The sequence below is a fragment of the Achromobacter sp. CF-sbj1-Ac2-l genome, from assembly GCF_052698165.1.
Genome location: NZ_CP199855.1, coordinates 2,594,657 through 2,607,200, shown reverse-complemented (window position 1 = coordinate 2,607,200; position 12,544 = coordinate 2,594,657). Strand labels below are relative to the sequence as shown.

Below are 12,544 nucleotides of genomic sequence, written 5' to 3'. Positions count from 1 at the left end.
TCGAATCGCTTGGCGGGTCGAGACGGGGCCGAAAAGCCGAGCGACGCCGACTATACCGCAGGCCAACCACGGTCACCGTGCGGCCCTTCGGACGCGCCCAACGGCTTTGGGCGCGAAGTCCAGGGCCTTCGTCGGGCGATCAGGTCAACATCAGCGCGCCGCGCTCGCGCGGCCGGGCGCCGATGTCCTCGCGCCGCGCGGCATCCTCGCGCAAGCGGAACACGCCGACCGCCCCCACCAATGCATGCGCCTGGTCCTGCATCGAGCCCGCCGCGGCCGCGGCTTCTTCGACCAGCGCGGCGTTCTGCTGGGTCACTTCGTCCATCTGCGACACCGCGCGGTTGACCTGCTCGATGCCGGTGGCCTGTTCCTGCGATGCCGCGGCGATCTCGCCCATGATGTCCGTCACGCGCTTGACCGAGGCAACCACCTCCTGCATCGTGGTGCCTGCGTTTTCCGCGTGGCCCGCGCCCTCGGCTACCTTGCTGACGGACGCTTCGATCAGCGTCTTGACCTCGCGCGCGGCCTGCGCGCTGCGTTGCGCCAACGACCGCACCTCGCCCGCGACCACCGCGAAGCCCTTGCCCTGCTCGCCCGCCCGGGCCGCTTCAACGGCGGCGTTCAGCGCCAGGATGTTGGTCTGGAATGCGATCCCGTCGATGACCGAGACAATCTCGGAAATCTTGCGCGAGCTGGCGGAAATATCGCCCATCGTGCTGACCACCGCCGACACGACGGCGCCGCCGCGCTGGGCGACTTCGGAGGCGCTTGCCGCCAGTTGATTGGCCTGGCGCGCGTTGTCGGCGTTCTGCTTGACGGTCGACGCCAGTTCTTCCATCGATGCGGCGGTTTCTTCCAGCGACGCGGCCTGTTCTTCGGTCCGGCTGGACAGGTCCGCGTTGCCGGCCGCGATCTGCCTCGCTGCGCTGGAGATGGTTTCGGACCCGGCGCGAATGGTGCGAACGGCGCCGGCCAGCTTGTCCTGCATATCGTGCAGCGCGCGCAGCAGTCGGCCGGTTTCATCGCGGGTGACGGCGTGGATGGGTTGCCCCAGGTCGCCACGCGCCACGGTCTCCGCCACCGACACGGCCTGGGCAAGCGGCGCCGTGATTGACTTGGACACCCGCCACGCGAACAGGCCGCCCAGCACGACGGCCAGGCCCGACAGGATCAGGTTCAACATGCCCGCGTTGTCGATGACCTCCCGGCTGTCGGCGCTGGCGTCCGCCATCTCGGCCGCTTGAATCCGCGAAATCTCGATGATGTGGTCTTGCAGGCTGTCCAGAAGCGGAAGGGTCTCTTCCAGCAAGCGCTGGCGGGCGGCGTCGCGCTCGCCACGCTTGAGGAGCGCGCCCACGCCCTGGAATGACTTCACGTAGCGGCCGCGCACGTCTTCCAATAGCCGCAGTCGCTGACGTTCGTCTTCGGTGCTGAACAACGGCCGCAGGGTCTCCAGCGCCTGGTCGATCACCTTCCGATTGGTGTCGATGTGGGCAAACAGCGCTTCAGCGGCGCGGGGATCGGTATTGACGATCAACTCGAGGTTCGCGCGCGCATTGGCGCGCGTCGTGACGTCAATCCTGTTGATGGCACTTGCCTCGGCCCAAGTCTGTTCTGTGATCGCCCGGTTGATGCCGCCGATGTGGGACAGCTCGTATTGCGACAGGCCAGTGAGCGCCAGTAGCAGGACAAGTACGGTGCCGAAGCCCAGCGTCAGCCGGGTGCCAATGGAGAGGTTGCCAAGAGTGAGACGCGAGCGCATGAATTTGTATTACGACAAAGGGAAAACCCCTAGTTTAAATTTCATGTCACATATAGCAATGGTTTTGTAATGGAAGTTTGCGATTTCGCATGGCGGGGCGGAATTTTTTGTGGCTGCCAGCCGCTTCGGTATTCGGGGCGGCCGCACGCCTTTTTGCTTTTTCCTACGCCCGTGCGGGTGGCAGAAGGCCCGCGGCCCTTCCCCGCTAAGTGTCGCCGGAAGGCGTATTCGCGGAAATGAACCCTACCGGCAAGCGAAAGACTGATGGAGCGCCTCGCTCACCAGCGGGCCGGCATTTTCCGCGAGACGGCTCGCCGGCAGCTTGGACAAGTAGCTGTACACCCTGTCTTTCAATTCGTGAGGAAGGACGCCGGTAGGGGCGCACCAGACCGTGCCTTGTGTCTGGTCGGCGATGCCGACGACGTAGGCCTGCGCATAGGAGGAAGCAAATTGGCGGCGAAGCGATGCATCGCGGAACTCCGAGGGCATCCGGCCTTCAAGGGCCGCGGCCAGCTCGGCGCCAGTAAAGTGCCAGGTCCTGGTTCCCTGCGCCTGGCAGACCGCGCAAGCGGACAGCATGATAACCAGTGGTAGCAATCGCATTGGAAATTCTGCCTCTTTGGCCCGCCTGGCGGCCCTGTCGTGTGTACGCGTTGTCCCTGCTGGACGCAGGTCCGGTCTCAGAGATGGTCGAGTTGATTGCGCGGGTGGAACGCCGGGTCCTCTTTGCCTTCCAGCATCGCGTCCACCATGGCCTCGAATGCGCCTGCGGCTTGGCCGAGTGCTTCGGACGCCAGGAATACGGAGCCGCCGTTTGCGGCGAGTTCCAGCGCCGCCACCGTTTTTCGTTCGTCTTCCTCGCCCCAGAGATAGTCGTGAACCACCGCAAGGCCACGGCCATCCGCCTCGAGAAAATCGGCCGCTCCGCGCGCTATCGAAAAAAAGACGATGAGGTCGTAGAGGTTTTCGGAATAGGTCAGCGAGCCTGCAACGAAGCGCGTTCCTGTACGATCGTAGGCCGCCACTTTGATGTTCTCGGCCTCCGCGGATGCCAGGATGGCCCCCAGGGCCGCGCGGTTGTCCGGATGGCGAGCCAGCATGGCGTCGCATTCCGCAATGAGCCTGCCCAGATCCTGATTGCTGGAGGCAGCCAGATCCTTGCCTTCGGAGAGATACCACTGGCCGCCAATGGCACGCCAGTCCGACCATCTTGATGCCGCCGGCGCCGGGGCAGCGAGCCATCTGGCAAGATTCTCGCGGGGCATCTGGAGGTTGAGAAAGGCGGAATAGGGTTCGGACATGGCAGCCAGCGATTCCTCAGGTTCTGATCAACTTTGCTTTTACCAAATAAGGGCTGTCAGGCCAATTCTCGACAAGATTGCAACCGATGAGCGACTCCCCGATCTACATCGTCGATCTCGATGTCACCCTTGAAGACGCGCCCGCCTTCGCCGACAGCGGCATGCGTTGGATGGAAGCAATGGGCATTGCTGTTCGTTCCACTATTGCCGAGGTCGCCTTTTCACCTGTCAGCCACGCGCCTGGCCCGGGCATCGCTCGATGGACCGATTGGGTAAACGAGCACAGCAATAACGGGATAGGGGCAATCGTGGGGCGCCGTGTCTACAACGCCGGACCGCAAAGCGTCGAGGGGCTGCGCTGCCCATGCTGCGCGGTAGAGCATGACGCAGCTTCTCTCCCTTGGAGAAAAATGATTTCCGCCTGGTATTCGGGCGAACGTGGCGCGCTCGAGTGCCCAAGCTGTCGACACTCGGACAGTATCAATCAATGGCGATTCTTGCCGCTCGCATGGGGATTGGGAAACCTCGCGTTTGGGTTCGATGGTCCTGGCGTAGGGGACGCACTTGCCCTGGAACTGGGAAAAGTCCTGGGGCATAGGATGGTCGTCGTGTTTGATAAGTTCTAGCCGCGAATAATTAATATGCGCCCGTCAATCGTCCCCTGCCCCCGCCGACGCATTCCTGGCCTCGGCCAGCGCCACCGTCAGATGCATCACCTTCTTCTTCAACTGATCCCGCTCGTCCGTCAGCCGCGCCAGCAACTCCCGTAGCCGCGCCACCTCCGCCGGCAAATCCGCGATATTCTCGATCGGGATATCCGGCACCGCTTCTTTCGGCGGCGGCGCCTTGGCCTGGCGCACTTCGCGCGCCGCCTGCTGCAATTCCTTTCTGCCGCCCGCCACCGCCGCGGCCTGCCGCTCGGGCGGCAACGTCGCGACCGCCGCCGCGGCGTTGATGGAAATCGCCCCATCCTTCACCGCCCGCACCAGTTCCGGCGCGGCGGCCTTCTGGATCTTCTCGATCTGCCCCAGCGTGTTGCTGCTGATGCGCGCCTCGCGCGCCAGCGCCTGACGGCTCAGCGCGGCGGCCGGCGGGATGGGCGGCGGTTCAGGCGGCGGCGTGCTGCCGTCGTCTTCCCACGGCGGCACGCTGCGGGATTGCAGGATCTCTTTCTTGCGCAGCGCCAGCACCCCGCGCTGGAAGTCCGACACGCTGCGCCGGCCGAGGTGGTTCTCGATCATCCACAGGTGCACGTCGTCCATCGACTTGAACGAGGTGTTCTGGCGCGTTTCGAACGGAATGCCGTGCTTCATGCACAGCGCGTAGCGGTTGTGGCCGTCGATCAGCAGGTCGCCCCACAGCACCAATGCGTCGCGGCAGCCTTCGGCCAGCAGGCTGCGTTCGAGCGCCTCGCGCTCGTCGTCGGTCAAGGGGTCAATATAGGCGCGCAGGCCTTCGTCAATCCTGATATCCATGGTGTCCAAAAAACATTCAAGCGCCGCCCGCCGCTGGCTAGGCCTGCGGCCCTTCCAGCGCGATGCGCACGGCCTCCAGGCGAACGCGGGGGTCCGTCAGCGCCAGCAGCCGGGTCTTGTCGACCGCCGGCAGCGGCAGCAGTTCGCACCAGCGGTCGGCCACCCAGGCGCATTCATCCAGCCGGTACGGCGGCGCCACCGGCATGCGGTCGGCGGGCACGCCTTCCTGCTGCCATTGGGCCACCAGCCTCCCCAACGCGTCGGCGCAGGGTTGCAGCGGCGCCGGCACGGGCAGCGGCGGGTCGTCGGGGATGGGTTCGATTTCGCCCATCCAAAGACCGTATTTTGCCAGTTGGCTGGAGACCAGGCGGAAGCGGCTCGTCCCTACGCAGCGCAGTTGCAGCAAGGCGGGCATGGGCGCGTCCCAGGCGTCGACGCGGGCCAGGGTGCCGGTGTCGGCCAGGACCTCCTGGCCTTCGGGCGAGCGGACCTCGTTGCCGGACAGCAGCGCGACCACGCCGAACTCGGCGCCGTCGGCGATGCAGCGGCGGATCATGTCCAGGTAGCGCACTTCGAAGATGCGCAGGTGCAGCACGCCGGCGGGGAACAGCGCGTTGGACAGCGGGAACAGCGGAATGGTCGCCATGGCGGCGCCCTACTTCACGGTGAAGGCGTCGTCGACGGGCACCTGCATGGCGGTGACCAGCGCGTTGGTCTGGGCGGCCATGCCGATGACGGCGAGCAGTTCGGCGTGCTGGCCGTCGGTCATGCCCTTGGCGCGGGCGGCGGCGGTGTGGGAATGGATACAGTAGCTGCAGCCGTTGGCCGTCGATACCGCGATGTAGATCATCTCGCGCACCAGGGGCGGGATTTCCCCGTCGGCCATCATGACCTGCTTGAGCTGCTCCCAGACGCGCTTGAGCTGGGGCGGGTCGTTGGCCAGGGCGCGCCAGAAATTGTTGACGAAATCCGACTTGCGGGTGGCGCGGATGTCTTCGAACACCGCCCACGCCTCGGGGATCCTGCGCGCTTCTTCATCCGACAGCAGATGCACCGTAGCCATATGCCACTCCAACGGGTAAGGGGCCGGGCGGCGGCGTGCCGCCCGCGCAATGTCCCATTGAACTGGAAAGCCCGGCGCGGTTCAAGGCGCGGGGCGACATCCGCCCCACCCTACGCCGACATCTGCGCCGGCTTGAACGGATCGAGCGGATAGCGCGGCCGGTTGCGCCGCTGGTAGGGGAATAGCGAGAAGTCCGAGCTGGTGACGCCGGGGCTGTCGCATTCGATCAGCGCGCACGAGATGGGCACGAACACCGGGCGGCAGTACATGCGCGACTTGACCAGGATGAAGCGGGCGGCGCGCGGGTCGATGCCCAGGCTCTCGAAAACGCCCAGGTCCCAGGGTTCGTGGGTGCGTTCGGTGATGACCAGTTGCGCGGCGCCGATGTCCAGCACGGCGCTGCGGCCCATGCAGGCGGTCTGGCCGGTGTAGGTGGGGCCGGTGATGACGTAGCTGCCGTCGGTGATGGCGCGCACCACGCCGGTCAGCGTCACCGGCGCGGCGGGCCGGCCGATGGCGGGGATGGGCAGCTTGTTGCCGACCGGCAGTTCGACCCGGGCGCCCTGCCCGGCCGCGATCATGGCGGCGACCGCTTCGGGGTCGCAGTACAGGCCGGCGACGATGCCGGTCAGGCCGGCGTCGACGGCGGCGACCAGCACGTCCATGGTGTCGCAGGTGCCGCCGGACATGCAGTTGTCGCCGTGGTCCAGCAGCAGCACGGGGCGGTCGGCGCCGCGCGCCAGGGCGGCGGCGCGGTCAAGCGAGGCGGCCAGGGGTTCGGCCTCGTAGACGAAGCCGTCGCGGTCGTCCCAGATGGCGGCGGCCAGGCCCGCGGCGACGCGCTCGGCGGCCTCGGCGTCGCCGGCGGCGACCACCACCACGCTCAGGCACGGGTCGGGGATGTCGGCCAGGGCGAAGCCGGCCAGCACCGACACGGCCAGCATGCCGCCGGCCTCGGCGCCGCGCGCGGCCTGCACGGCGCGGCGCATGGCGCCTTCGGCGGTGTTGCTGCGCAGGGTGTGGCTCATGAGCGGCAGGCGGCGCCAGGCCAGGCGCGGGCGCGGACCGCCCGCGAGCCAGTCGAACAGGAGGCGGCCGGCGTGCTCGCCGGTTTCGTACATGTCGATGTGCGGGTAGGTCTTGAAGCTGACGATGACGTCGGCGTTGTCGATCATCTTCTGGGTGACGTTGCCGTGCAGGTCCAGGGCGACGGCGATCGGCACGCCGGGGGCTTGCTGGCGCAGGCGTTCGAGCAGGTCGCCTTCGCCGTCGTCGGTGGTTTCGACGGCCATGGCGCCGTGCAGGTCCAGCAGCAGCGCATCGCAGCCGGCGGCGGCGGCGACGATGCGGTCGCACAATTCACGATAGGCCTGGCCGTCGACGCGGCCGCTGGGGTAGGCGGTGGCGGACACCGGCGTGACCAGCGTGGCGCCACGCGCTTCGGCCAGATCGATGAAGGCGGACATGGCGGTGCGCTTGCCGTGGTTCTCTTCGTAGGCGGCGCGGTCGTAGGTGGGGCCGTCGTTGCCGAAGGCGGACAGCGGCGTGGGCACCGGCGAAAAGGTGTTGGTCTCGTGGTTCATGCGGGCGATCATGACTTTCATGCCTTGCCTCCGTTGTTGCTGTTGTTGTGCGGGTCGGGGCGCGCGCCGCCCAGGCCCAGTTTTTCCATGGCTTCGCTGGCCTCGACGATCATGGCGGCGACCTCGGCCACGCTGACCCGCAGGCCGGTGGCGCGGGTCCGCATGTGTTCGTAGGCGGCGCGTTCGTCCAGGCGCTGGTGGTCCATCAGCACGCGGATCGCCTTTTCGATCACGCGGCGCGCCTTGATGGTGCTTTCCAGCTTGTCGATCTTGTTCTGCTGGCGCGTCTGGAACTGCTTGGCCGAGCGCGCCAGCACCAGGGTGCTGAGGATGCCGGCCGAGCGGAACGGCCGCGTCAGCACGCCGTGGGCGTTGGTCTTGAGGAGTTGCTTCAAGGTGGTGGGGGTTTCGTATTCGGACAGCGCGATCAGGGTGGCGTCGACCTCGCTGGCGGACCAGGCGAACGAGTTCTGGCCGCATTGCGAGACCTGGAAGAACACCACGTCGGCGCCCGCCGGCGGTTTGTCGGGGAACGGCCAGACCAGATGGATGCGGCAGCCGATGCGCTTGAGCTGTTCGACCAGCAGGTCGCGGTCTTCGCCGGGCGGATAGGCCACGGCGACGGCCACGCTGCGCAGGTCTTCGTAAAGGCGGCGGAGGCTATGGTCCATGATCACGCCAACCAGAACTCGTCCAGGCCGAAAGCCGTCAGGTAGGGGTCCGGCTTGACCGGTGCGCCGCTGGCCCAGACGATGTCGAAGCGGCCGTCGACGCGGCAGACGCCGATGCGCGGCGTCAGCACGCTGTGGTTGTTTTCGGCCAGGATGGTCAGGCGGCCGCCGGGTGCGTCGAAACCCACCTGGTGCACCGCCTGCGCCAGCTTGCGCGTGTCCAGGCTGCCGGCGCGCTGCAGGGCGCGCGCGAACAGGTGCATCTGGCTGTAGCAGGCCTCGGCGTAGACGCTGGCCGGGCGGTCGCCGAAGCGGGCGCGCCAGCGGTCCAGGAAATGGGCGTTGGCGGGCGAATCGACGGTATTGAAGTAGGTGGCGGCGGTGATGTGGCCAGTGCACAGGGCCGGGCCGATCTCGGCCACCTCGGATTCGGCCATGGTGAGGCTGGCGATGGGGATGTGCGGCGCGCCCGGGTCGGCCTCGCAGGCGGCGTGGTAGCGTCGGTAGAAGCGCTGGGCGTCGTCGCCGATCAGGGTGGAGAACACCACATCCGGCCTGATTCGGCGGATGTCGCGCACCACGTCGATGATCTCGCCTTCGTCGCAGCCCAGCGGCAGGTAGGTTTCGTCGAGGATCTCGCCGCCATGCTCCTCGACGGTGTCGCGCATGATGCGGTTGGTTTCGCGCGGATAGATGTAGTCGGCGCCCACCAGGAAGATGCGCTTGCCGCAGTGCTGGATCAGGTAGGCGGCCAGTTGCATGCTGCCCTGGTTGGGCGCGGCGCCGGTGTAGATGATGTTGGGCGAGTATTCGAAGCCTTCGTAGACCGAGGCATACCAGAGCAGCGCATTGTTGCGCTCGACCACCGGCAGCATGGCCTTGCGGCAGTGCGAGGTGCAGCCGCCGAAGATCACGTTGACCTCGTCGTCCAGCAGCAGCCGCGCGGCCAGGCGGCGGTATTCCTCGGCGTCGCTGCGCGGGTCGTAGACCACCGGTTCCAGCGGCCGGCCCAGCACGCCGCCGAGCGCGTTGATTTCCTCGACCGCCAGCACGGTGCCGAAGAAGTGCTGCGATTCGGTGGTGCCGGTCACGCCGCTGCGCGAATACAGCACGCCGATGCGCCATCCCGGCGTGGCGGCGTCCCTGTCAGTGCGGGAGGTCATAGGAGCTTCCTTCTGCAAGATCGTGGCGGGCGCGCCGCGGGCGCCGGGACGGTTCATACCTTCAAGTGGTCCATGATATGGCCGGCGGCCCCGGGCGCGCCAGCCTCGCCCTGGTCGACGATGGCGCCCTGCTTGAGCACCAGGTAGCGGTCGGCCACGTCCAGCGCAAAGGCCACGTTCTGTTCGACGATGAACATGGAGGTGCCGCGCCGCTCGCGTTCCCAGTTGAGCGCCCGGCCGAGCCGCTCGATCACCGAAGGCTGCAGGCCTTCGGTGATCTCGTCCAGCAGCAACAGGGCCGGCCGCTGCATCAGGCCGCGCGCCACCAGCAGCATCTTCTGCTCGCCGCCCGACAGCGTGCCGGCATGCTGGCGCAGGCGGCTGGCGAAGACCGGAAACAGGTCGGCGATCTCGCCGAAGCGTTCGTCGAACAGGCGGTCGTTGGCCAGGCCCAGGCGCAGGTTGTCGCGGATGTTCAGGTCGGGGAACAGCGGCTGGTCCTGGGCCGCGTAGGCGACGCCGCGGCGCGCGACTTCGTGCGGCCGCAGGCGGGTGGCGTCGACGCCGCCCAGGCTGACGGTGCCGCGCAGCTTGGGCAGGTAGCCCATGACCGTCTTGAGCAGCGTGCTCTTGCCCATGCCATTCTTGCCCAGCAGCGCCACGCAGGCGCCGCCGGCCACCGACAGCGAGATGTCGTTCAGCACCACGGCGCCTTTGTAGCCGCTGGCGACGTTTTCCAGGCGCAAGGCCGGGGCGGCGTTCATGGTTGGGCTCCTTCGGGCGGGATGGACGGGGTTGCGGGTTGGGCGCCTTGCTGCGCGGGTGGCTCAGTGGCTTGCCGACTAGCTTGCCGGGTGGCTTGCGCGGTCTTGTTCGCGGCCGGCGCGTTGCCGGCGTAGATGGTGCGCACCAGTTCGGATTCGGCCACTTCGCGGAAGCTGCCGTCCATGACGATGCGGCCCTGGTGCAGCACGATGATGCGGGTGGCCACCTCGGCCACGAAGTCCAGGTCGTGCTCGACCAGCAGGCAGCACAGGCCGTGGGTATGGGCCAGGGCCGACAGCACCTGGCCGATGCGGGCGCGTTCGTCCTTGCTGAGACCCGCGGTGGGTTCGTCCAGCAGCACCACGCGCGGCTCCAGCGCCAGCACCATGGCCAGTTCCAGCGCCTGCTGCTGGCCATGCGACAGGTCGCGCGCCACGCGGTCGAGTTGCTGGTCCAGGCCGGTCATGCGCAGCACCTCCAGCGCGTAGGCCGGCAGCGCCAAGACGGGCGCGCGGCGTCGCCATGACGGGCGCTCGCGCAGCGTGGTGGCGATGCGCAGGCTTTCGGCCACGGTCAGCGTGTCGAAGATGTTGGCGTTCTGGAACTTGCGCCCCAGGCCGTAACGCACGCACTGCTCCGGCCCGTCGCGCCTGACGGCGTGGCCGCAGAGTTCGACCGTGCCCTCGCTGCGCTCGGCGCCGTCGGCGATGCAGCGCATCAGCGTGGTCTTGCCGGCGCCGTTGGGACCGATCAGGCCCAGCAGCTCGCCGCCGCGCGCCCGCAGGTCGATGCCTTCCAGCACCTTGAGGCTGCCGAAGCGCTTGGCCACGCCGGCCAGGACCAGGCCGCTTTCGGCGGCGGCCTGGGCCGGCGCGCGCGCCACCAATTCCGGCACCGGCGCCGGCCGCCGGCGGCGCCACGGCGCCAGCAGTAACGGCAGCAGCCCGCGCGGCAGCAGCAGGATCACCAGGATGAAGGTCACGCCCAGCACCAATTGGTACAGGAACGGCATGTTGCCGCTGAGGTACGAGCCGGCCACGTTGATCAGCACGGCGCCCAGGACCGGCCCCCAGACCGTGCCGCGTCCGCCCAGCGCCACCCAGATGATGAGTTCGGTGCCGAACACGAAGCCGGTCAGTTCCGGCGCCACCACGCCGCTGAAGGCGCCGTAGCCGAAGCCCGCCAGGCTGGCGACCGCGCCGCACACCACCAGCAGCGCGATGCGCCAGTGCGCGGTGTTCAGGCCCAGGTAGCTGCAGCGGCCCTCGTTGTCGCGCAGCGCGGCCAGGATGCGGCCGCCGTCGCTGCGCACCGCGACCCAGGCCAGCAGCGCCACGATCGACAGGCCGCCGGCGGCGATGACGTACCAGGCCTCCAGCGACAGGTCGAAGGTGTCGTAGCCGGTCAGGCCGGACGACGAACCGGTGTAGGTGCCGCCCGACAGCGCCACCTGGGTCAGCACTATGGGCAATACCAGCGAGATCACGGTGGCGAAGAACGGCGAGGCGCCGCGATAGAACGACAGCCAGCCGGTGGCCAGCGCCAGCAGCATCGCCGCGCCCACCGCCACCAGCGCGGCCGCGAGCGCGATGCCCGGCGAGAAGCCGTAGTGCGTGAAGGCCAGTCCGGCGGCATAGGCGCCGACCCCGAAGAAAGCCGACTGGCCGAAGGTCAGGTAGCCGGTGTAGCCCCACAGGATATCGACCGTGACCGCCGCCACGGCGAAGAACAGCGCCTTGATCAGCACGTTCAGCAGGTAGGTGTCGAACAGCCAGGGGCCGGCCACGGTCAGCGCCAGGCAGGCGATAGCCAGCCACAGCAGGTCGCGCCCGCGGGCGGCGCGGCGCGGGTCGGCGCGGGTCGCCAGCGCCGGTTGCGCAAGGGAGGAATCAGTCATGGGCGAATCCTTTGGGACGCAGGCGCAGGGTCAGGGCCGCAAGCACCGCGATGGTGACGCCGCCCAGGATCGGGCTGATGAACACGCCCACCAGCACCTGGCAGGCGCCATAGACCAGGCAGGTCAGGAGCAGCGCGGTGATCGAGTTGCCCGACACCATCACCAGCATGAAGGCGCTGACCAGCCACGGCAGCCCCATGTTCGGATCGACGCTGGACAGCGGCGTGATGAGCGCGCCGGCCAGCGCCCCCAGCCCCGCGCCCAGCGCGAAGGTGGTGAAGCGGATGCGTTCGGCGTTGATGCCCAGGCCGCGTGCCAGGTCCTCGTTCATGATGACGGCGCGGGTCCGCACGCCAAAGCGCGTGCCGTTCAGCAGCAGCGTCAGCGCCACGTACAGCAGCAGCGCGCCCGGCACCAGGAACAGCCGATAGGCCGAGTATTCGGTGCCCAGGAACGGCACCGCGCCCTGGATCGGCGCATCGGCGAACTGCACCTCGCGGCCGAAGGCCATGGTGATGAGTTGGCCGATCACGATGCCCAGGCCCCAGGTCGCCAGGATGGCGTCCAGCGGCCGCTTGTACAGCGGCTGCACGATCAGGCGCTCGACCAGCATGCCCACCAGCACGCCCGCCACCAGCGCGCACGGCAGCGCCAGCCACGGGTCCAGCCCCAGCCGCGTCACCACCAGGGCGGCGTAGCTGCCCAGCGTGATGATGGCGCCGTGGGCGAAATTGACGATCTTCATCACGCCGAAAATGATCATCAGCCCGGCCGTCACGATGAACAGCATGGCGGCCGTGCTCAGGATGTCCAGCATCAAACCCATTGTGTTCTCCTGCGCCGCCGGCGGACCGGCGGCGCGCA

General features: G+C 67.9%; 13 protein-coding genes. 1 reads left to right on the top strand and 12 read right to left on the bottom strand.

Going from position 1 to position 12,544, the window contains the following annotated elements:
• Nucleotides 1-139: 139 nt before the first annotated feature.
• The 3 genes from ACUDCK_RS11940 to ACUDCK_RS11930 all read right to left on the bottom strand — a co-directional run bounded on the left by ACUDCK_RS11940 (nucleotide 140) and on the right by ACUDCK_RS11930 (nucleotide 3,063).
• Nucleotides 140-1,762 (bottom strand): methyl-accepting chemotaxis protein, encoded by a 1,623-nt coding sequence (locus tag ACUDCK_RS11940; protein WP_175167423.1) that lies wholly within the window; start codon nucleotides 1,760-1,762, stop codon nucleotides 140-142.
• A 243-nt stretch (nucleotides 1,763-2,005) separates the two neighbouring features.
• Nucleotides 2,006-2,365, bottom strand: coding sequence for a Rap1a/Tai family immunity protein (locus ACUDCK_RS11935; RefSeq protein WP_054502767.1), 360 nt, complete (start codon nucleotides 2,363-2,365; stop codon nucleotides 2,006-2,008).
• Between the two features lie 77 nt (nucleotides 2,366-2,442).
• Nucleotides 2,443-3,063: a hypothetical protein gene (locus ACUDCK_RS11930; protein WP_175167424.1), complete on the bottom strand. Its 621-nt coding sequence runs from the start codon at nucleotides 3,061-3,063 to the stop codon at nucleotides 2,443-2,445.
• 86 nt (nucleotides 3,064-3,149) lie between these two features.
• Here ACUDCK_RS11930 and ACUDCK_RS11925 point away from each other — a divergent pair, with 86 nt between their 5' ends.
• Nucleotides 3,150-3,689 (top strand): hypothetical protein, encoded by a 540-nt coding sequence (locus ACUDCK_RS11925; protein WP_155755508.1) that lies wholly within the window; start codon nucleotides 3,150-3,152, stop codon nucleotides 3,687-3,689.
• Nucleotides 3,690-3,713: 24 nt separating this feature from the next.
• Here the strand turns inward: ACUDCK_RS11925 and ACUDCK_RS11920 are convergent, their stop codons facing one another.
• From ACUDCK_RS11920 to ACUDCK_RS11880, 9 genes are all read right to left on the bottom strand, one after another.
• Nucleotides 3,714-4,538 carry a hypothetical protein gene (locus tag ACUDCK_RS11920; RefSeq protein WP_006386271.1) on the bottom strand — a complete coding sequence of 275 codons (825 nt, stop codon included), beginning with the start codon at nucleotides 4,536-4,538 and terminating at the stop codon, nucleotides 3,714-3,716.
• Between the two features lie 37 nt (nucleotides 4,539-4,575).
• Complete coding sequence (locus ACUDCK_RS11915) at nucleotides 4,576-5,184, bottom strand: LON peptidase substrate-binding domain-containing protein (RefSeq protein WP_054502769.1); 609 nt, start codon at nucleotides 5,182-5,184, stop codon at nucleotides 4,576-4,578.
• Nucleotides 5,185-5,193: 9 nt separating this feature from the next.
• On the bottom strand, nucleotides 5,194-5,601 hold the full coding sequence (locus ACUDCK_RS11910) for a carboxymuconolactone decarboxylase family protein (protein WP_026384362.1): 408 nt from the start codon (nucleotides 5,599-5,601) through the stop codon (nucleotides 5,194-5,196).
• Nucleotides 5,602-5,711: 110 nt separating this feature from the next.
• Nucleotides 5,712-7,205, bottom strand: coding sequence for a M81 family metallopeptidase (locus ACUDCK_RS11905; protein WP_175167425.1), 1,494 nt, complete (start codon nucleotides 7,203-7,205; stop codon nucleotides 5,712-5,714).
• Entirely contained in the window at nucleotides 7,202-7,855 is a 654-nt protein-coding gene (locus ACUDCK_RS11900) for an ANTAR domain-containing response regulator (protein ID WP_175167426.1), read from the bottom strand. The genes ACUDCK_RS11905 and ACUDCK_RS11900 overlap by 4 nt, the downstream gene beginning before the upstream one ends.
• 2 nt (nucleotides 7,856-7,857) lie before the next feature.
• Nucleotides 7,858-9,018, bottom strand: a complete 1,161-nt coding sequence (locus ACUDCK_RS11895; RefSeq protein ID WP_175167427.1) for a transporter substrate-binding domain-containing protein — start codon at nucleotides 9,016-9,018, stop codon at nucleotides 7,858-7,860.
• A gap of 53 nt (nucleotides 9,019-9,071) precedes the next feature.
• Nucleotides 9,072-9,782 carry an ABC transporter ATP-binding protein gene (locus ACUDCK_RS11890; protein ID WP_054502771.1) on the bottom strand — a complete coding sequence of 237 codons (711 nt, stop codon included), beginning with the start codon at nucleotides 9,780-9,782 and terminating at the stop codon, nucleotides 9,072-9,074.
• Nucleotides 9,779-11,680 (bottom strand): ABC transporter permease subunit, encoded by a 1,902-nt coding sequence (locus ACUDCK_RS11885; RefSeq protein WP_175167428.1) that lies wholly within the window; start codon nucleotides 11,678-11,680, stop codon nucleotides 9,779-9,781. Before ACUDCK_RS11885 ends, ACUDCK_RS11890 begins: the two co-directional genes overlap by 4 nt.
• Nucleotides 11,673-12,506, bottom strand: coding sequence for a branched-chain amino acid ABC transporter permease (locus tag ACUDCK_RS11880; protein ID WP_054502773.1), 834 nt, complete (start codon nucleotides 12,504-12,506; stop codon nucleotides 11,673-11,675). Before ACUDCK_RS11880 ends, ACUDCK_RS11885 begins: the two co-directional genes overlap by 8 nt.
• Between the last annotated feature and the right edge of the window lie 38 nt (nucleotides 12,507-12,544).